Source organism: Myroides marinus, from assembly GCF_900109075.1.
In the GTDB taxonomy this organism is placed as follows: domain Bacteria; phylum Bacteroidota; class Bacteroidia; order Flavobacteriales; family Flavobacteriaceae; genus Flavobacterium; species Flavobacterium marinum_A.
The window spans coordinates 1-20654 of the sequence record NZ_FNYS01000021.1; the positions used below are offsets into that span (position 1 = coordinate 1).

Sequence of the window (20654 nt, forward strand, 5' to 3'; positions counted from 1 at the left end):
GAACCCGCACGAACATTACTGCTCACTGGATTTTAAGTCCAGCGTGTCTACCACTTCCACCACTCGAGCGTCTTAATAGACTGCGATACTATTTCTGTATTGCGAGTGCAAATATAGAATGTTATTTATTATCAAACAAACATATTTTGTGTTTTTTTGATAATAAAATAGAATAAATATTGTTATTTGTTGATTAGTAGATAGTTGTTGTGTGATATTTTTATGTAGTAAAAAAACTTATACAGCTCTAAATTACCCTGCGCCATCTATTTTTTTAAATTTCAAACCATTTTCAGTAATGTCAAAGATGTATAGTGTTATTGATTCTGAGAAATATTCAGGAGATACTTCATAGGTATACATGCTTAGCTCACTTGCTCCAGTTTGAGCATACGATAAGATGACCTGAGTCCTAGAGTATTTTATAGTATAGACACGTGTATTTAATCCGTTATCTATTGAAGCTTCATATATACCTTCAGATTTGTTCCAATGAATATCGTCTATATCACATACATTTAAAGTTTTTCTTAGTTGTTGATCAATACGTCTTTCGTCATTAGGTAGATTTAAGATTCGATTAATAGTATTATAATCATTTGTATTAAGAGCATTTCTTAGATCTTTTAAGTCTTTAATTGATTTAGCCCTCATTTCTTTTTTTTGAAGCTCTACTTTTTTGATTAAATCTATTTGATTATTTTCAGTAGAGGTTAATGTAATATTTGTGTTTGTTGTAGTAGGGGTATACCATTTTTGGTTAGTAAAATAATCGTTGTATAAAGGGTTGGTAAAAGTATAACCTTTACGCGCTAGTATTTCATTACGTCTTAATGCTAATTCTTCTAATGATAATTTAGAAAGAGATTCTTCTGAGTAGTTTGTAGAGAATGACTTTTTATTTTGTGCGTGCAGACTATAAGTCGTACTTAATATTACTAATAGGGTGCATAAACTAATGTGATTTATAAATATACTTTTAAGATTCATGACATAAGGATTATATAGAATCTAAGATAATCTTTTTGAAAGGTATATAAATAAAAAAATCCTAAGCGTTAACTTAGGATTCTTTGTACTCGAGGCGGGACTTGAACCCGCACGAACATTACTGCTCACTGGATTTTAAGTCCAGCGTGTCTACCACTTCCACCACTCGAGCTCAATTGGCATTGACCGCACACGTTTTCGTGATTGCGAGTGCAAATATAGAATGTTTTTTCTTTAAATGAAAAGACTTTTTTAGCTTTTTTTGAATAAAAATACTTAGTTATTGATAATCAGTTTTTTATCAAATAAAAAAAACTGATTAATCACTTCCAAATATATCCTCAGCAGATAAATCACCAAAGATATCAAACGAAAGATCGAGTATCTCTGCGTTAGCAAAGTTTGATTTGATTTCTTCCATTGCTTTTTCAAACCTAAGTTCTGTGTTAAACCTTCTGCTATTAGCGAATATCTTTTTGTCTATTGCTAGCCTGAAGTAATGTTTACCACTAGGTGTTTTAAACTTGATAAAATTTAGAGAAGAGAAATTGGTTCTAAGGAACTCAATATTGGAGTGGATAGCCTCTACACTAGAGTATTCAACACTAGTCATTAAGGTCTTTCCTCTTCTATGCTCAAAAGTGTACTTATACTTTCCGTTATCTTTTAAACTAATTACGAATGCACTCATATCATTTAAGAAACAAAATTACACCCAATTGTCGCAATAGACATATAGACAAGTTAGATAATACTTACTAGTAATACTAATGTACCACATTGTACAGTATCTGGCTGTTATATATGGCTAATGCGATATCCGGGTTAAAGAAATTTACTTTTTACAGAGTATCTAAGGGGAGGATACTTCTATAGGGGCAAAAAAAAATCCTAAGCATAACTTAGGATTTTCTGTACTCGAGGCGGGACTTGAACCCGCACGAACATTACTGCTCACTGGATTTTAAGTCCAGCGTGTCTACCACTTCCACCACTCGAGCGTGATATAGAGCGAAAAACGGGGTTCGAACCCGCGACCTCAACCTTGGCAAGGTTGCGCTCTACCAACTGAGCTATTTTCGCATAATGTTTTTTAAGAACTTCGCTTTACTTCTGTATTGCGAGTGCAAATATAGAACGTTTTTTCGTTTCTCCAAACAAAAAACAATAAAAAAATAGAGATATTTTTTAACTCATTGATATACAAATACTGACTTGAGCAGTTTTTTTTTACTTTTTTTTGAGTAACTAAAAATGGAGACTCTTTTGAGTCTCCATTCAGCTTATTTTAGTTTCTTTTTTAGTTCATTTATTTTCATAATAGCCTCGATAGGGGTGATATTATTCACATCGATTGCTAGTATTTCTTCTTTTAATTCTTCTAATAAAGGATCATCTAGATTAAAAAAGCTTAATTGGATATCATCCTCTACAGCTTTCAACGGTTGTTGAGGATCTTTAGCATGACCTTTTTCTAGTTGTTTTAGCATCTTTTCAGCTCTTTTTAGTACGCTATTAGGCATTCCTGCCATCTTAGCTACATGTATACCGAAGCTATGCGCACTACCACCTGGAACTAGCTTTCGTAAGAAAAGAACATTATCTTTTAATTCTTTTACAGAGACATTATAGTTCTTAATACCATCGAAGTTTTGAGACATATCATTTAACTCGTGGTAGTGTGTAGCGAATAAAGTCTTTGGCTTTCCAGGATGATTATGTAGGTATTCTGCTATAGCCCATGCGATAGAGATTCCATCATACGTACTCGTACCTCTACCTATCTCATCTAGCAATACTAAACTTCGGTCAGAGATATTATTTAGGATAGAGGCAGTCTCGTTCATCTCCACCATGAATGTAGATTCCCCCATAGATATATTATCTGATGCCCCTACACGAGTAAATATCTTATCTACTACGCCCATACGAACTTCTCTTGCAGGTACGAAGCTACCCATCTGAGCTAATAATACGATTAGAGCAGTCTGTCTTAGTATAGCAGACTTACCAGACATATTAGGCCCGGTAATCATAATAATCTGTTGTTCCTTATTATTCAGATACACATCGTTAGTGATATATGGAGTATCATAAGCTAGTTGTTTCTCTATCACTGGATGACGGCCATCTTTAATGTCTAACTCATAAGAGTCATCTATCATAGGACGTACATAGTTATTCTCTAATGCCTGCTGAGCGAATGAACTTAGACAGTCTAATTGAGCGATAAGATTAGCGTTGAGCTGTACAGGTTTGATATACTGTGCACACCATGATACGAAGTGATCGTATAGTTCATTCTCTAATTTATAGATCTTCTCTTCTGCACCTAATATCTTAGTTTCATACTCTTTTAGTTCTTCTGTAATATATCGTTCAGCATTAACTAATGTTTGCTTGCGAATCCAATCAGCAGGCACTTTACTCTTATGTGTATTGCGTACTTCGATATAGTATCCGAACACATTGTTAAACGATATTTTCAGCGAAGGAATACCTGTTTTCTCGCTTTCTCTTATCTCCATAGCTTCTAGCAGTTCTTTTCCTGAAGTAGAGATTTTACGCAGCTCATCTAATTCTTGATTAACTCCCTCTGCTATTGCATTACCTTTAGCTATAGCTACAGGAGCATCCTCACTGATTGTAGTTCTAATCTTATCTCTTAGTAGTTCACATCCATGCAGTTTGTTCCCCATTTGTTTTAGAGAATCATTACTACTCTTTAGAGCAGTCTCTTTGATAGGGATGATAGCATCTAGAGAATCCTTTAGATAGACTAATTCTCTAGGAGATACCTTAGCAGTAGCTATCTTAGAGATTAGACGTTCTAAGTCAGATATTTTTTTGATTTGAAGCTGAAACAGAGATAATAACTCAGTATCATTCCTTAAGTTTTCGACTATATTATGGCGGTCTATTATTTTTTTAGTATCCTTAAGAGGTAGGGCTAACCATCTTTTCAGTAGACGACCTCCCATAGGAGATAAGGTTTTATCAATCACATCTAATAGCGTAATAGCATTTAGATTAGAGCTGTTATATAGTTCTAAGTTTCTGATCGTAAATCGATCCATCCATACATAAGCATCCTCTGCTATACGCTGTATGTTAGATATATGTTCTAGTTTAGTGTGTTGTGTTTCTGATAGATAGTATAAAATAGCTCCACAAGCGATAGTCCCTTCTTCTAAATCTTCTACACCAAATCCTTTAAGCGAATTAGTCTTAAAGTGATTCGTTAGAGATTCGAATGCGAAGTCAGTCTTAAATACCCAGTCATCTAGTAAGAATAGGTTATAGGTAGAACCATAGTTTTGTAAAAAGTGGGTCTTATTACTCTTTTGGACTAATACCTCACTAGGAGCGAAGTTCTGTAGTAACTTATCTATATAATCTTGATTCCCTTCAGTTGTTAAGAACTCACCTGTAGACACATCTAAGAATGAGATACCTATAGTCTTCTTAGCGAAGTGTATTGCACATAAGAAGTTGTTAGACTTAGACTGTAGTACTTCATCATTTAGAGCCACACCGGGAGTTACTAATTCTGTTACTCCTCTTTTTACTATAGTCTTCGTCGTTTTAGGATCTTCTAGTTGATCACAGATAGCTACTCTAAGACCAGCTTTTACTAGTTTAGGTAGATATACATTGATAGAGTGATGCGGAAAACCAGCTAATTCTGTTTCACTAGCCGTACCTGCACTTCTCTTAGTAAGTGTTATTCCTAATATTTTAGATGTTCTGACAGCATCCTCACCGAATGTTTCGTAAAAATCCCCTACACGAAATAATAGACAAGCATCAGGATACTTAGCCTTTATATCATTGTATTGTTTCATTAACGGGGTTTCTTTGGGAGCTTTTGCCTTAGCAGTCATAACGTAGTTTTGTATTTAGAAATACAAATATAATAGTAAGATTCTATAAACGCTATTTGTATTGTAAACTATCTAGTCACGAGGAATGCCATAATGCTTTTTCATACTTCTAATAACCATAGAAGTAGTCACTGTGATCGTTAACCCGATAACACATCCTAGCGTTACAGCTAGACATCTAAATAGAGGAGTAGCCTCTACAGAAGCTGCAGTATGTGGCTGTACTAATATGATGATAAGTGCTACTAAAGCTACACGAGCCATATTAAGAATTTTAAATAAGTAACAGGTCATAATCGTTAAAAATACACCCAAAAGACAAATATAAAAGTCAGGCGATGGGTGTATCTCTAAGCAAACTAATCCTACGATAGAACCCACTAAGTTAGATTTAAATCGCTCAATAGACAGCTTTTTAGAGTTTTTGCCCTCAGGAGAGATTACTAACATAATAGATATAAGCGTCCATAAAATTTCATAATTAGGAAATTTTAGAAATAGAAGATATCCTATGTAAAAGCCGATAAAGCATCTTATTGTGTATATGATTACTGGCGAAGTAATGATTCTTGTTATGAGGTTTCTGAGCATATATTTTATTTGAGCTTGCAAAGTTACTAACTCAAAATAAACAATACAATCTGAAATGGTAATCATTAACCACTTATGAGCAAATTGTTTAAGGTAGTTACTGACTCCTATTGGCGACAAGGATCTATGGCTTGATGCAATATTAACTAATTCATAAAATGGTCTTTTATTAAGGATTAGTTCTTTTTAGTAAAATGTATTAATAATTAAACATTATATCGATGTAAATGCAAATACTGTGATCGAAACTAAGGATATTAGTATTGCAATTATGGGAAACTTCTGGGTATTAAATTTTGATGTGTCTAATAGGGTACACATAATTGTTGGTAAAATAATTAGTCCTGTTAAGCTAAGTATCCATAGTATCTCTATAAATTGGATATACTTAGACTCACTTATGTATTCTGTAGTAATTGTTCCATGAAAAATTACTACAAATAGCAGATTATTCAGTATAGTCAGTAAGGCTAACTGATTAAGTACTCTTCTAGTCATGGTGGTGGTGTTTTGGTTTTATAAAGTTACTTAATGTATTTTGCATTAGTTTCGAATATTTAGGATGATAATCGTTTAATTATCACTAAAACAAGTGATTAATGTTTGATTAGATATGTTTTAGTAGAGGAGATAACTGAAAGTGATAGTAAGCAATACTATTTTTGAACAGAAGAATGGAGTAATCAATTAGAGAAATAGTACTTTTGTAAAAAATATCAATCATGCGCAAATTAGCTAATAGCGAATTAGATCGTAAAAATGTAGAGGAGTTTAAAGCGTCTGAGAAGACTCCCATTATTGTCATTCTTGACGATGTGAGAAGCTTACATAATATTGGTTCTGTATTTAGAACGTGTGATGCTTTTCTAGTAGAGAAAGTTTATTTATGTGGTATCACAGCTACACCTCCTAATAAAGAGATACATAAAACAGCTCTAGGTGCTACTGAGACTGTAGAGTGGGAGTATGCTAAGGATGTAGTAGAAGTAGTAAAAGAATTAAGAGAGAGCGGTGTATCTGTACAATCTGTAGAACAGGTAGAGAACAGTGTGATGCTTAATGACTTTAAAGTAGAAGAAGGAGTGAAGTACGCTTTAGTATTCGGTAATGAAGTAAAAGGAGTAAACCAAGAGGTAGTTAATCTAAGTCATGGAGTGATAGAAATCCCTCAGTTAGGTACTAAGCATTCTCTTAATATTTCTGTAAGTGCAGGTATAGTTATCTGGGACTTATTTCAGCAGATGTAAGCCAGGTATATAGATATAATTAAGAAGAGCTGTTTCGGATAGAAACAGCTCTTTTTTTATGCTTATATGGTTATTTTGGCCTTGTATGGAGATAATGAGTTAGTATGCACTTATTAGCTAATTATGCACAATTTATTTGTTATCAATTTGCTGATAATGAGTGTTTTGTTTGTTTTTGTTTTTAAATCCTTTGGATACTGTTTGGATAAAGCTTTGGTTTTACTCGGAAAACACCTTTTTTTCAAAAGGATACCAAACTCGTATCCAAACAAATTCTATTGAAAAGTGCCTTTTTTCTCACTTTTCAGCTCGTTTTTCTTTTAAGAATAGAGGGCATTAGTAGTCAAAATAACCATTTGAGGGCAACCCTATTTTTGGCCGTTATTTATTAGCTTATATTTGTTTGTATTAATAGTATAAGTAGATGAGTATAGTGCATAAACCTATAGAGGTATATATTGATAATGAAGATTCTGATGATGGATTTTATAATCTAGGATTTGTGATGAATAGAGAAGTAGGAGTATTGCCTCACCACGTAGGGTTGTGTAGAGACTTTATAGAAGAGCCAGACTATGTATATATAGAGGCAGATGATCAGATTTATGGTTTTCTGACTAATCAGATTAGTTATGAGATTAAGGGAACACTCTTAACTATTACGCTACTAGATGAGCATGTGTTTTATTGGAATAAAGAGAAAACATTTACAGTCGAATTTGATATAATTAATAGCAAGGAGATAAAGCATTGTCTAGAGGTAATGTGTAATTTTGAATCTATATAAAAACAATTTTAAAGTAATACGCCAATGAGAAAAGTTTCCTTATTTATAGCGATGAGTTTAGATGGCTATATTGCTAAGCCTAATGATGATTTGAGTTTCTTATCTCTAGTAGAGAAAGAAGGAGAAGATTATGGATATACTACTTTTACTAAAAATGTAGATACTGTTATTATAGGTCGTAAGACTTTTGATTGGGTAGTTAGAGAGCTAGGTACCGCACATTATGATACAGGTGAGCGCAGTGTATATGTGATTACTAGTGATAAGAGCAGAGTGAACACAGAGCACATTACTTTCTATGCTGATGGAGTAGCTAACTTAATCAAAGAACTCAGACAGGTAGAAGGAAATGATATATACTGTGATGGCGGGGCTGAGGTGATTAATGAGTTGCTTAAACACGATTTGATAGATGAGATGATTATCTCGATAATACCTGTGTTATTAGGTGATGGGACACGTCTATTTAAGGATGGGAGAGGTGAACAGATATTAGAGCTAGTGGAAGCTAAGTCTTTTAGTACAGGATTGACTCAGGTACATTATAAAAGAAAGGATAAGAAGTAGTATTTCTGAAGGGAAATAATATCTTTGAGTCAAACAAACAAAAACTATGAAAGTATTCGAAATAGGAAATGGTCAAACTGTTATAAAGGGACCGAGTCATTATTATAGCTGTAGTGAAGGAGATGGTACTGTGATGTTATACAAAGGCGAAGAAGAGGATGAACCTGTGATTCGATTTAGTATTATCTATTTTCAACGAGCAGAGGGAATTACTCAAAAAGATATTATCAATGACTTTAAAGAGAAGGCAGTTAGACAGAATGCTCAGTTTATAACGCATAGTGGTAAGAGTTTTTTTTCTTATGATAGCGAAAGTCAAGAAGATCTTTATATCCGCATATTTGAGATTATGTATGAGGAGAATATTATAGTCGTGTCATTTACGGCTACTAATGAAGATAAGGGCACAGATAAGATAAAGGTATACCTAGAGGAGATTACAGATATGATAAAGAGTATAGATAGTTTATCATCTCTTAAGTTTCCGATATTAGAGCCTAGATATGAAGATATAGACTATTTAGTGACAGAGGTAACAAAGGTGTTAGATGTACCTGGAGAGAAGATAGCGCAGTATCACGAGAGTGGTAAGTCTGTAGAGATATTACAGGATATACTGACTCGCAGAGATTATGCTATTAATGATTATAAGTATCACTGTGCTTTAGGATTGTTATTTGGAGATTGTCTACAGGCTGCTAATAACAGCTTTCATTGGGTGATAGTACATGATCAGTATGGTAGAGAATTAGCATTACAGTATCAAGACTTCGCTCTACAATGTTTTCCGATAAGTATGATCACTAAGCGTATAGAGGATGAGGTAGAGATTAATGTGACTCAACTTATGGATGAAGTAATTACTCATATAGAGAGTGAAAGCGATAAGGATAAAGGATTCACTAGAATAGAACACAATTTTTAGGATATAATAGATAGGTTAGTCATAGAGGCTAACCTATTTTAGTTTTGTCAAGAGTGATTATTTAGTAGTAAAATTCAGAATATAATGTCTAAATTTATAGGAGAGACAGTTCTGATGTTTAAACAAACTAAAAAGATAAGCTATGAAAACATTCGAGATAGGTATTGGTAGAATGGTTATAAAAGCACCTGATTATTACTACTGTGAGCAGGAGAATGAAGAGACTGTAATGCTGTCAAGACAAGAAGAAGATGACGAACCGGAGATAAGGTTTACTGTAATAGGAGTAGTGCCTGTAGAGCAATTTTCTGCAGAAGATATGTTAGCGCGATTTAGAGATGAAGCCGCAGAAAAGAATACAGAAGTCAGACAGGTACAAGACAAGGTGTATTTTTCTTATAAAAAGGAGTACGATGGAGATATTATTTATTATTATCAGATATCTTACCTGAATAGTATTATCTCTATGTCTGCCTGTGTATATAAGGAATGTACAGATGAGACTGTACACAGTACTATTCTAAAAGATGCGGAGCAAATGCTAGAAAGCATTGATCTGCTTGAGAACAGTAAATTTGTAGTCATTGAGCCTAAGGATACGGATATAGATTATGTAGTGGATAGTGTATGTCAACTGCTAAAGGTAGAGGAAGAAGAAGTAGGAGATTATTATGAATCTGGTAAGGCGTTAGATAGACTACAGGTCTTGCTAGACGATAAGTTATTTAGACTAGATGACTTAGTCTATCTAGAGAAACTAGGATTGTTATTTGGCAGTCTAATTCGCTATTATTATCAAGAGTTTAGTTGGGCTGTGATAAGCGATGAGTATGGTCGTGAGTTAGTATTGAGATTTAGAGGTCATGAGGCAGTAAGCTTTCCGATAAGTATGATAAGAAAAAGGCTGGAGGAAGGCGAACATATAAATGTAGCAGAACTAATGACTGATCACTACGATTCTGTGTTAGCGAATATTGGACAATAAAACATAAAAGTAAAGCTACTCATTGCGAGTAGCTTTTTTTTGTTCTAAAAAATACGTTCTTAATTTAGGTTAAGTGTGTTAGGCTGTTGGAGGTTATACATTTGTCCTATACAAAAAGCTACTAGGGATAATGTAGCAATAACTTTAAAAATAAAATTATTATGGCAAATACAGTTTGGAATATCGACCCTACACACTCAGAAATAGGATTTAAAGTAAAACACATGATGTTTACTAATGTGTCAGGTAAGTTTAATGATTTTACTTCTACTATCGTTAATGATGGTGTAGCATTCGAGACATCAGAAGTTTCATTTACAGCTAAAGTATCGTCTATCGATACTAATAATACAGATAGAGATAATCACTTGAGAAGTGCTGATTTCTTTGATGTAGAGAAATATGAAAACTTAGATTTTAAATCTACTACTATTGAGAAAAAATCAGATAATGATTATGTGATCACAGGTATGCTTACGATTAAAGATGTGACTAAGGAAGTATCATTTAAAGCAGAATACAGCGGATTACTTACTGATCCATGGGGTAATACTAAAATAGGTTTATCTCTAGAAGGAAAGATTAACCGTAAGGAGTTTGGTTTAACTTGGAATGCGTCATTAGAGACAGGTGGAGTACTAGTAGGTGAAGATATTAAGTTATTCGCTGAGGTACAGTTCGCTAAAGCTTAATGAAGTTTTTATAAAGTGATTTTCAATATATGTTTAGACAAAGCCTCTAAAGAAGTAATTCTTTAGAGGCTTTTTTGTGATTTAGAATATCTAATGTGATTCAGATTAGTGTATAATATTTTAAGTGTTTGTTTTGTGTTAATTTATTAATAATATAATCAGTAAATTAGCTTATTGAATTATAATCTTTTGTTTTTTAATATTATTAACGTGATGATTAAGGGGTTTTAAAAGAAAGGCAAGTTTGATTAATTAAGTTTTTAGTAAATGTTCACACTACCATTACCTAAATATTTTTATCGTGTAATTAAGCGGGTTGATCTAAAGACTGCTTGTACTTGCCCCTCATGTGGAGCAACACATTCAATGCGTTTGGAAGTGGGGTGTAGGGTTTATCACTATATATTCTTACCTGTGTATGCTAATCACAGAGAAGTGTCTGTACATTGTGCTACTTGTGCTAAGAATTTTGAACCTAAATACTTTCCTAATATTCCGAAGATGCTAATAGCAGAGTTGAACAAGACTCGCTATCCTTGGTACTATTTTATAGGAAGAGGTATCTGTATCATTCTTACAGTATTGTTTATCATAAGTATAGTAGAGCATTTTATAGTAAGTAAGAACACTCTAGCTAATAGTATTGAATCAGTGAGTAAAGGAGATGTGATAGTTTATGAACTAGAAAATGGAAAGAAAACAACATTATATGTAACCAATGAAGAACGTGATACAATGTATGTTAGGCTAAATAGTAAAGTAGTTCATAAAGATGAAGTATCTGAAATTGATACACCAGATAACTATGTAAAGGAGGTGACTATATTCACTAAGAAGAAATTAAGAGAGATGGCTGATGAAGGTAAAGTATTGGACATTTATATGTCAGCTACAGCATTAGAGTTTGATAAATCCTTATTCGAAGAATCTGATAATTAAATAAAATAAACGAATGAATACAGTTAAGTTTAAAATAGTAGATCGCAAGAGATACCTAGTGGTGTTTATCTCTATTCTGTTAATAGCCCTTGTCGTGTTATTCTTTAATTTTATAACCGTTACTCGTGCTATAGACGAGGGAGGCGTGATGAGGTATGTGTACATAGGAGTTGGTTTTGGGGTATTGGCACTTGTAATACAGTTAAAGAAGTTGTTTACTAAAGAGTTAAGTTTTGATGTAGATGAACTTGGTATTGCGATAAGAGAAGGTAGAGAAAAAAGGATTATCTCTCATCAAAATATAGTGATGGTTAAGCGAATACAAGCGGCAGGGTCTGAGCTAGTGCATATATATGTGGTAGGTAAGTCTGCACCTGAGCTAAACTTTGAATCTAATGATAGAACTGGTATCAATACGCTACTGGCTAGGTTAGAACAATATCAGAGTTATATATCTGCTGATAGACAGGGTGGATTAGGAGAGCGCTGGACGGAGTATATTAATCAGAATGTGGCGCAAAATAACAAAGGAAGTATTAATGAGGTGCGAAAACAAGAGGGGACTTCTAAGAAGATTGTCTTGATTGTTTTGGGTGTTACTTTCGTTGTATTAGTTGGTTTTGTTGTTATTTCTTTGTTGTTGGAAGATAATAGAGGGTATGAGGTCAGAGATGATAAGGTATATTATAAAGATAAAGTATTAGAAGGGGTAGTTCCTGATAGCTACCGTCATTTAGGAGGGAATGTGATTATAGACTCTACTCATGTGTATTATCTAGGAGATGTGCAGACATGGGCTGATAGAACTACGTTTAAGATGTTAGATAACAAGTTTTATACAGATAAGAATGGGGTGTACTACGAGGTGGATAATTGGTTTAGTAAGAATGAGATTAAACCGATAGAGGGGGATTATGATAAGGCTACTTTCAAAGCTTTAGGCAATGGAAGTCTGTATAAGGATAAAAACAACTTGTATCACATCAAACTTAAGATGATAGATAATGCTAATCCTTTGGAAGTATTAAAGATTGAGAATTTAGATATTGCTACAATAGAGCAGCTTAATCCTTATTGGGCAAAAGATAAAGGACAGGTTTACTTTGTGACTTGGGAAAATTTGAGACCATGTGCTGAAATGGATGCTAGTAGTTTTGAGGTGATTGATAGCAAAGTAGCTAAGGATAAAAACCATGTGTATTATTTGACTAGAGATTTAGGGTCAGATCATGTGAATGCTACTAAAAAAGAAGATTACGCTATATTAGATGATGCAGATGCACCTACTTTCGTAAGAATTAAGCACAATTCTTATGAAGATAAGAATACGACTTGGACTATTAGTAATGATTAGTATTAGTTGAAGTAATAAGACAAAGCCTCTAAAGAATTACTTCTTTAGAGGTTTTTTTGTGTATGATTTTGATGTTTTGTGTTTAAGGAATTTTATTACATTTGTTTTATTCACTTTGTAGTGACTTGTAAAACCTTACTAAACCTAACACTTAGAATAACGATGAATTGTAATACTTGTAATGTAGAGGTTAACACTCCTTATTGTCCTAGTTGTGGACAAACACCTCAGTTAAAGAGAATAGATAGTCACTATATTATGCATGAGATAGGGCATGTGCTACACTTCGAGAAAGGTATATTTTATACAATAAAACAATTGTTGTTAAAACCAGGGACTACTATTAGAGAGTTTATCACTAAAGATAGAAGTAGGCTGGTGAAACCTGTTATATTTATCATTATTGCTTCTCTTGTTTATTCTATCATTGCGCATTATTATCACTTAGAAAGTTTTGTAGCTTATAACAATTCCGGCATGGGAGGTACTGCAGATAAGGTGTTTATCTGGGGAGATACACATTCTGGGTACATGAATATTATCATAGGGGTATTTATAGCAATCTGGACTAAATTGTTCTTTAGAAGGAGTTCATTTAATCTCTTTGAAATATTGATACTATTGTGTTTTGTGACTGGTATGTCAATGTTGATATTTTCTGTCTTTGCTATTGTACAAGGGCTTACCCATATAAACCTAATGGCTGCTGCTGGTGTAGTAGGTATTGTATATTGTACTTGGGCGATAGGACAATTTTTTGAATCGAGTAAGGTAAGTAGTTATATCAAGGCATTCTTTGCTTATGTGCTAGGGATGTTGACCTTCTCTGTGTCGGTAATAATTATCGGAGGGCTGATAGACTCTATTATAAATAAATAAATAAATAAATAAATAAATAAACGCCAGTGAGTTAATCACTGGCGTTTCTGTTAGAAACTATTTAGTTTCATATATCCTAGTTCTATCTTATCATCATCTAATATTTTATCAGTCTTAGTGATTTTGATAGCGTATTTCTGTTTTAAATCGTCGTTTAGTATCTCGTCTATTTCATAGATATCATCTACATCTAGACCGTATTTATTATCTACATGGCTATATCCTTTAGGAGGTAGGTTAAACTCTTCGTAGAATGAAGTGTTCTTTACCATCTGTATAGCTTCTTTATGACTATCTGCAACTATAAGACATGTCTGGTGAAACTCGTCAAATATACCATGCTTATATCCTCCTAGATTAAGGAAGAATAGTTTAAGTCCTGTAGGTTGATAGTCATCTCTATCGACTACTTCTATCTGATGACCTTCTACATGATTTACTTCTCTCCAAGCATCTACGTGTAACTTAGGACCTCCTTCTGGCCAGAAGCTAGCAATCTGAGGTACTAGATCTTTCATCTCTGTACCAATACCGAAGTATATATCATGCTGCTCTATGTGTCTACCTGTAGGTGTAGCCCCTAGCATGGTCATAAATAGTTTATTAGTCATGTTTCACTAGTTTATTTTGTATCTTATCTAGTATGTGTATATAATCTTCTTGATTAGCTACGAAGTCCATATCTGATATATCTATGATTAACACTTTATCGGCAGGCATTGTTTTGATGTAGTTAAAGTATCCTTGGTTTACTTGATCTAAGTATGTACCTGGTATTTCACTTTCATAAGAGCGTCCGCGTTTTTGTATGTTTTCTAACAAACGATTTGTGTTCTGATATAGATATACATATAAGTCAGGTTTAGGTGTCTCTTTATACATAATCTCAAAGATTTGTTTGTATAAATTAAACTCGTCTTCTTCTAGTGTGATTTGTGCAAAGATGATAGACTTATAGATGTAGTAGTCTGCTATAATAAACTCCTTAAATAAATCAAATTGAGCTAAGTCGTCAGATAACTGTGAGTATCTGTCTGCTAAGAATGACATCTCTAAAGGGAAGGCGTATCTAGTAGCATCTTTATAAAACTTAGGTAAGAATGGATTGTCTGCGAACCCTTCTAATATATTCTTAGCATTAAAGTCTTCTGATATACGATTAGTCAAAGTAGTCTTACCTGCACCGATATTACCCTCTATAGCGATAAAGTTCACATTAGTGAATCCGTATCTATGTATTGGGCTTGATAGGGTACCAACTATCTTAAAAGTTGTTTTATCTTTACAAACGTTTAATAATTCTTTGAAACTTTGCTTTAACAATGGGTGTTCCCACTCTAAGTTTAGGTCAGCTGCTGGCTGAAGGACGAATTGTCTTTCTTGCATCAAGGGATGAGGTACAGATAGATTGTCTGTATTATACACCTCTTGGTTAAAAGAAATGATATCTATATCAATGATTCTAGCACTGTAACCTACCTTGTCTGTTGGGCGTATTCTACCAAGTATTTGTTCTATTTCTAGTACTTTTAGAATAACCGTTTCTGCTTTAAGTGTACTATGTAATAAAATAGCACAATTAAAAAAAGGATCACTCTCAAAACCCCAAGCAGGAAATTCGTAAATAGGAGAAACTCTTATGACTGTACCAATGTGCTTGTTTATCAGTTCGATAGATTGTTCTATGTTAGATAATCTATCCCCTTGATTTGAGCCAATTGATAATACTATTTGATTTTGCGTAAACATGGGGCAAAGTAAATAAAAGAAAATTGAAATAGCGTTACTTTTGTAACAGTTAATAATGCAAATTTACGGGTATAATCTGTAACTTTTTTTATAATTTGAATACTAATAAGATAAATTGTTTTTAATATGAAGTTTTTAAGAAATGTTTTAGCTACGATAGTTGGACTGTTCATATTCTTCGGAGTCTTGTTCTTCGGGATGTTAGCAGTTGGGGCTGCTATGGGAAGTAGTTCTGATAAAGTGGTAGTAAAGGATAACTCAGTTATTAATCTAGATTTATCAGGTGTAAAATACGACTATGCAGGAAAGTTTAATTATAAAGACTTTGGTTTCGTTGATGCTGGTAAAGATGGTGTAGCTGATATATTAGCAGCGATAGAGTATGCAAAAACGGATGATCGTATTAAGGGAATATCAATCTTAAATGATGAATCATCTTTAGGAGTGGTACAAAAACGTGAAATAAGAAAGAAACTAGAAGAGTTTAAAAAAACTGGTAAGTTCGTTTTAGCTTATGCTAATACGTATTCTCAAGGGGAGTATTACTTAAACTCTGTAGCGGATACAGTGTATGTAAACCCTGTAGGTACGATAGACTTTAAAGGATTGTCTACTGAAATTCTTTATTTAAAAGGATTACAAGACAAAACTGGTGTACAAATGGAGGTAATGAGACATGGTAAATACAAAAGTGCTGTAGAACCATACCTACAAGATAAAATGAGTGATGCGAATAGAGAGCAGATTACTGTGTTCTTAAATTCTATATGGGAGACTATAGTAGAAGATATCTCTAAGAGTAGAAAGGTACCAGTAGAAAAGTTAAATGAAATAGCAAATAACTTAGAGGCTAGAACTCCTTCACGTGCATTGAAAGCTGGATTAGTAGATAAGGTAGCTTATGAAGATGAGTATCATGCTGCTATAAAGAAAGCATTAAAGGTAGAGGGAGATGTGGATTATAATACTATCGATATCCTAGACTATGCAAAAGACTTAATCGTAAAAGGAGATGGTAATACAGCTGAAGATCAGATAGCAGTAATCTATGCTCAAGGACAGATATTAAGTGGTGAGGGTAGTGTGAGTTATATCGGTGAAGGTTCTATCAATCGCGCTCTAAAAGAAGCTCGTAAAGACGATAAGATTAAAGCTGTGGTACTTAGAGTTAACAGTCCTGGTGGTAGTGCATTGACTTCTGAGTTAATCTGGAGAGAGATAGAGCTTACTAAGAAAGTAAAACCTGTGATTGTATCTATGGGAGATTTAGCTGCATCTGGAGGATATTATATATCATGTAATGCTGACCGCATCTTCGCTGATCCAAGTACTATCACTGGTTCTATTGGAGTATTCGGTATGGTACCAAATATGAAGACTTTAGCGAATAAGTATGGTGTGAATGCTGAACAAGTAAAAACTCATGATAACGCTGCTAACTACAGTTTATTTAGAGAGGTAGATCCTGGCTTTAAAATGGTAGTAACAGAGGGAATTGAGGATATCTATACAACATTCGTAAAAAGAGTAGCCGATGGTAGAAAATTGACTGTAGAACAGGTAGATGAAATAGCTCAAGGTAGAGTGTGGACTGGTAAAGATGCTCTTAAAAATAAGTTGGTAGACGAATTAGGAGGATTAGATAAGGCTATTGCTTATGCTGCTAAAAAAGTAGAAATAGATAGCTATAAAGTGGTTAATTTCCCTGAGTATAAAATGAAGTTTGAAGACTTACTTAGAAGTTACTTAGGTTCTTCTATGATTAAAACTGAAGAACAATTAATCAAAGAGAAGATAGGTGAGGCTAACTATGAAATGTTAGAAAGACTTAACTATTTTAGTAATTTAAAAGGTGTACAAGCTATTATGCCATTTGAATTAAAAATCGAATAATGTAAATAAGAACAATATTCATTACTACTAGATTAGATAGTGGTATTAGGTATAATGTTTTGACATAAAGAGTTGTCCTTTTTATAAGGGACAACTCTTTTTTTTTGTTATTTTGTCATTAGTGCCTGAAAGTAATAATTAAAACTTATGATGCCTCTATACATTCCATGTGAATAATTAATTAGGTAGAGTTATAATAATGTTATTTACGTTTCAAAGCAGTGAACAGTACTATTTGAGTATTTCTTAGCTAGGACACTAGTAGGTGTATACATAGACTATAGTTGGAGAAAAAGCCTCTCTAGTCAAGTAAACACGGGTTATTGTCCAAGGTTTGTCCAACAATCGGAATAGGAGACTGTATTAGCTAGAGATGAGTGGTAAGGACTATTTATATAATTATTTATTGATGCTGGGGTGTTAGTATTATTGTTCTAAGGTAAAAAAGTGGAAGTTTGTTTTAAATCATTCGACCGCTAGTGTTATTTTGTATAAAATTGAGTAGTTATGAATAAAAAAGTTTTAAAATGGATAGGTGGCGTAGTACTAGGTCTTTTCTTAGTGTTAATGCTAACACCAATCTTGTTTAAGGGTAAAATACAAGATTTAGTTCTAAAAGCTATCAATGATAATCTTAATGCAAATGTGACATTTGAGAAGGTAGATTTAAGCTTATTGCGCAACTTTCCAAAAGCGACAGTTATTATTAAAGATATTGCTGTAGTCAATAAGGAGCCTTTTGCTGGAGATACGCTTTTCTATGCGAATAACATCAAGCTAAAGATGTCAGTAATGGAACTGTTCAATGGTGAGAAGAAGCCAATGAACATAGAAGGTATCTTATTAGAGAATGCTAAGGTCAATATCATAGTGAATGAACAAGGAGTGACTAACTATGATATAGCAATAAAGGATGATGATGAAAAGGACGATGAAGAGAAAGAAGACAAACCTTTTTCACTTGCACTAAAGCATTATCAAGTTAATAATTTGAATTTGTCGTATAAGGATTTGGGAAGTAAGATGATGTTTAATATTAATGAATTATATCACCAAGGAACAGGGAATTTAGCTGCGGATGTATTAGATCTAGATACGGAGTCAAAAGCTAAGATATCTTTTGAGAAAGATGGTAGTAAGCTTTTAAATGGAGTTAATTTATCTCTTAAAGCAATTATAGGTATGGATATGGCTAATCAAGTTTATTCTTTTAAAAAGAATAAAGCACTGATTAATCAATTGCCTCTTGAGTTTGACGGTTCTATTAAACTATTGGAGAATGGACAGCAATATGATTTGACCTTTGCTACCCCTGATTCAGATTTTAAAAACTTTTTGGGATTAGTACCTGAAGCGTATGCAGGGAACTTAAAAGGGGTAACGACAACAGGTGACTTTAAGATAGCAGGTAAAGTAAAAGGGGAGATGACAGATGTGAAAATTCCTACTATGGATATCAAGATGAATGCAACTAATGCGTCATTTAAATATCCTGATTTACCTATGGCAGTTCAGAACATTATGCTGAATGTCAATGTTATGAATACTACTGGGCTAATGAAAGATATGTATGTAGATATAAATAAACTTTCGTTTAAGATTGCTCAAGATGTGTTTAATGCTAAAGCAAATATTAAAAACATTAGTGAGAACGCTTTAGTAGATGCTAATTTTAATGGAGTTATTAATCTAAGCAATGTAGCGAAAGCTTATCCTGTAAAGGTAGATGTACCTCTATCGGGAATACTAAAGGCAAATGTGTCTGCTAACTTTGATATGAACTCTATAGAGAAAGAACAATACCAAAATATCAAGAATAGCGGTAGTGCTTCTCTAACAGGGTTTAACTTTAGTACAGAGGCAATGGCTAAACCGATGCTTATCCAAGAAGCTGCTTTGACTTTTAATACAAGTAATGTTACTCTAAATAAGTTATCATTAAAGACAGGAAGTACAGACTTAGCAGCTGATGGGCGTCTTGATAATTTATACGGTTTCTTGTTTAATAAACAGACTTTAAAAGGGAACTTTAATCTGAAATCTAATAATTTCTTATTAGCGGATCTATTAAAAGAAGATACAACAAAACCAGAAGATAAAAAAGAAAAGGCAAGCACAGCTAAAGCTTCTGAACCACTTAAAATACCAGGTTTCTTAGATTGTACGATTAATGCAAATGCCAATACGGTAGTCTATGATAACTTAACACTTAACAATGTAAAGGGGAAACTAATTATCAAGGATGAAGCTGCTCGTTTAGAAAATATGTCAACGAATGTGTTTGGTGGCACTATGGCATTCGGAGGGAATGTCTCTACTAAGGAAACTATACCTACATTTAATATGAATCTAGGGATGCAGAGTTTAGATATTAAGCAGACTTTTACTGAACTTGGTTTCTTGAAGGCTATTGCTCCTATCGCAGGTGTGATGACTGGTAAGATAAATGCTACAGTAGATATGAGTGGTAAACTTAAAGCCGCAGACTTATCTCCTGAATTAAATACTTTATCAGGGGATATTAAAGGAGATTTGTCTAATGCTGTTATCAGTGCACAGAATTCTAAATTACTTTCTTCTTTAGATGGAGCGTTAAACTTTATTGATATGAAGAATATCGACTTGAGCAATAAGAAGATGCATATAGTGTTTAATAATGGTCGTGTGCAGTTCAAACCTTTTGATATTAAGTCTAAAGATATCGCTGTAACTGTATCTGGTGAACATGGTTTTGACCAAAGTTTGAATTACTCACTAGATTTTAAAGTACCCGCTAAGTTATTGGGAAGTGATGTGGCCAATGCTTTAGCATTATTAGGACCTAAGTCAAGCGATAAGTTTGATGCTATTCCTGTGAAAGTGGGAGTGACAGGTAATTTTGCTAATCCGAAAGTATCTGCTAATATGGCTGAGGTAGTAAAGAATCTGACTAATCAAATAGTAGATGAACAAAAGAATCAACTGGTAGATAAAGGAAAAGATGCTTTAATCGACCTATTAGGAGGGAAAAAAGATAAAACAGGAGAAAGTACTGATCCAGCTAAGAAAAATGAAACTGAAGAAACAGTAAATAAGATCAGTGAGGGATTAAAAGGTTTGTTTGGTAAGAAGAAAAAAGAAGAAGAAGCCCAATAATTAAAGATGAAATATCACATAAACAAAAAAGAGCTCC

General features: G+C 33.5%; 18 protein-coding genes and 3 tRNA genes. 11 read left to right on the forward strand and 10 right to left on the reverse strand.

The genetic code is table 11. From position 1 onward, the window contains the following. Positions 1 to 252: 252 nt before the first annotated feature. The 8 genes from BMX53_RS15530 to BMX53_RS15565 all read right to left on the reverse strand — a co-directional run bounded on the left by BMX53_RS15530 (position 253) and on the right by BMX53_RS15565 (position 5963). Positions 253 to 990, reverse strand: coding sequence for a YARHG domain-containing protein (locus BMX53_RS15530; protein ID WP_074747415.1), 738 nt, complete (start codon positions 988 to 990; stop codon positions 253 to 255). A gap of 86 nt (positions 991 to 1076) precedes the next feature. After that, positions 1077 to 1162 (reverse strand) — tRNA-Leu (locus BMX53_RS15535). Between the two features lie 147 nt (positions 1163 to 1309). Further along, entirely contained in the window at positions 1310 to 1681 is a 372-nt protein-coding gene (locus BMX53_RS15540) for a hypothetical protein (RefSeq protein WP_038984288.1), read from the reverse strand. 224 nt (positions 1682 to 1905) lie between these two features. Then, positions 1906 to 1991: transfer RNA gene (locus BMX53_RS15545), tRNA-Leu, on the reverse strand. A 9-nt stretch (positions 1992 to 2000) separates the two neighbouring features. Beyond that, positions 2001 to 2073, reverse strand: a tRNA-Gly gene (locus tag BMX53_RS15550). A 200-nt stretch (positions 2074 to 2273) separates the two neighbouring features. Beyond that, on the reverse strand, positions 2274 to 4874 hold the full coding sequence (gene mutS, locus BMX53_RS15555) for a DNA mismatch repair protein MutS (RefSeq protein ID WP_074747418.1): 2601 nt from the start codon (positions 4872 to 4874) through the stop codon (positions 2274 to 2276). A gap of 72 nt (positions 4875 to 4946) precedes the next feature. Further along, positions 4947 to 5531 (reverse strand): FUSC family protein, encoded by a 585-nt coding sequence (locus BMX53_RS15560; protein ID WP_317038904.1) that lies wholly within the window; start codon positions 5529 to 5531, stop codon positions 4947 to 4949. A 147-nt stretch (positions 5532 to 5678) separates the two neighbouring features. Beyond that, a complete protein-coding gene (locus BMX53_RS15565) occupies positions 5679 to 5963 on the reverse strand; it encodes a hypothetical protein (protein ID WP_038984286.1) in 285 nt (94 codons plus the stop codon). A gap of 224 nt (positions 5964 to 6187) precedes the next feature. Between BMX53_RS15565 and BMX53_RS15570 the strand changes: the two genes are divergently transcribed. The 9 genes from BMX53_RS15570 to BMX53_RS15610 all read left to right on the forward strand — a co-directional run bounded on the left by BMX53_RS15570 (position 6188) and on the right by BMX53_RS15610 (position 13840). After that, positions 6188 to 6712, forward strand: a complete 525-nt coding sequence (locus BMX53_RS15570; RefSeq protein WP_038984285.1) for an RNA methyltransferase — start codon at positions 6188 to 6190, stop codon at positions 6710 to 6712. A 424-nt stretch (positions 6713 to 7136) separates the two neighbouring features. Beyond that, positions 7137 to 7499: a hypothetical protein gene (locus BMX53_RS15575; protein ID WP_074747421.1), complete on the forward strand. Its 363-nt coding sequence runs from the start codon at positions 7137 to 7139 to the stop codon at positions 7497 to 7499. 24 nt (positions 7500 to 7523) lie between these two features. Then, positions 7524 to 8066, forward strand: coding sequence for a dihydrofolate reductase family protein (locus tag BMX53_RS15580; RefSeq protein WP_038984283.1), 543 nt, complete (start codon positions 7524 to 7526; stop codon positions 8064 to 8066). Positions 8067 to 8112: 46 nt separating this feature from the next. Continuing rightward, entirely contained in the window at positions 8113 to 8991 is an 879-nt protein-coding gene (locus tag BMX53_RS15585) for a DUF3806 domain-containing protein (protein WP_083394426.1), read from the forward strand. A 142-nt stretch (positions 8992 to 9133) separates the two neighbouring features. Next, on the forward strand, positions 9134 to 9976 hold the full coding sequence (locus BMX53_RS15590; protein WP_074747424.1) for a DUF3806 domain-containing protein: 843 nt from the start codon (positions 9134 to 9136) through the stop codon (positions 9974 to 9976). A 161-nt stretch (positions 9977 to 10137) separates the two neighbouring features. Next, positions 10138 to 10668 carry a YceI family protein gene (locus BMX53_RS15595; protein ID WP_074747427.1) on the forward strand — a complete coding sequence of 177 codons (531 nt, stop codon included), beginning with the start codon at positions 10138 to 10140 and terminating at the stop codon, positions 10666 to 10668. A 267-nt stretch (positions 10669 to 10935) separates the two neighbouring features. After that, positions 10936 to 11607, forward strand: a complete 672-nt coding sequence (locus tag BMX53_RS15600) for a hypothetical protein (RefSeq protein WP_143061434.1) — start codon at positions 10936 to 10938, stop codon at positions 11605 to 11607. Positions 11608 to 11620: 13 nt separating this feature from the next. Beyond that, on the forward strand, positions 11621 to 12961 hold the full coding sequence (locus BMX53_RS15605; protein WP_074747432.1) for a DKNYY domain-containing protein: 1341 nt from the start codon (positions 11621 to 11623) through the stop codon (positions 12959 to 12961). Positions 12962 to 13123: 162 nt separating this feature from the next. Further along, positions 13124 to 13840 carry a DUF3667 domain-containing protein gene (locus tag BMX53_RS15610; RefSeq protein ID WP_063176268.1) on the forward strand — a complete coding sequence of 239 codons (717 nt, stop codon included), beginning with the start codon at positions 13124 to 13126 and terminating at the stop codon, positions 13838 to 13840. 50 nt (positions 13841 to 13890) lie between these two features. Here BMX53_RS15610 and BMX53_RS15615 read toward each other — a convergent pair whose 3' ends face one another. Both BMX53_RS15615 and folK read right to left on the reverse strand, forming a co-directional pair. Then, positions 13891 to 14451 carry a DUF1543 domain-containing protein gene (locus BMX53_RS15615; protein ID WP_074747435.1) on the reverse strand — a complete coding sequence of 187 codons (561 nt, stop codon included), beginning with the start codon at positions 14449 to 14451 and terminating at the stop codon, positions 13891 to 13893. Continuing rightward, the gene (gene folK / locus BMX53_RS15620; protein ID WP_074747438.1) at positions 14444 to 15589 is read right to left on the reverse strand and encodes a 2-amino-4-hydroxy-6-hydroxymethyldihydropteridine diphosphokinase; all 1146 of its coding nucleotides are present in this window, start codon (positions 15587 to 15589) and stop codon (positions 14444 to 14446) included. The genes BMX53_RS15615 and folK overlap by 8 nt, the downstream gene beginning before the upstream one ends. Before the next feature lie 126 nt (positions 15590 to 15715). On the opposite strand from folK, the gene sppA reads away from it, so the two are divergent. Both sppA and BMX53_RS15630 read left to right on the forward strand, forming a co-directional pair. Continuing rightward, positions 15716 to 17482, forward strand: coding sequence for a signal peptide peptidase SppA (gene sppA, locus BMX53_RS15625; RefSeq protein WP_074747441.1), 1767 nt, complete (start codon positions 15716 to 15718; stop codon positions 17480 to 17482). Positions 17483 to 17989: 507 nt separating this feature from the next. Next, positions 17990 to 20617, forward strand: coding sequence for an AsmA-like C-terminal region-containing protein (locus tag BMX53_RS15630; protein WP_074747444.1), 2628 nt, complete (start codon positions 17990 to 17992; stop codon positions 20615 to 20617). Positions 20618 to 20654 lie beyond the last annotated feature (37 nt).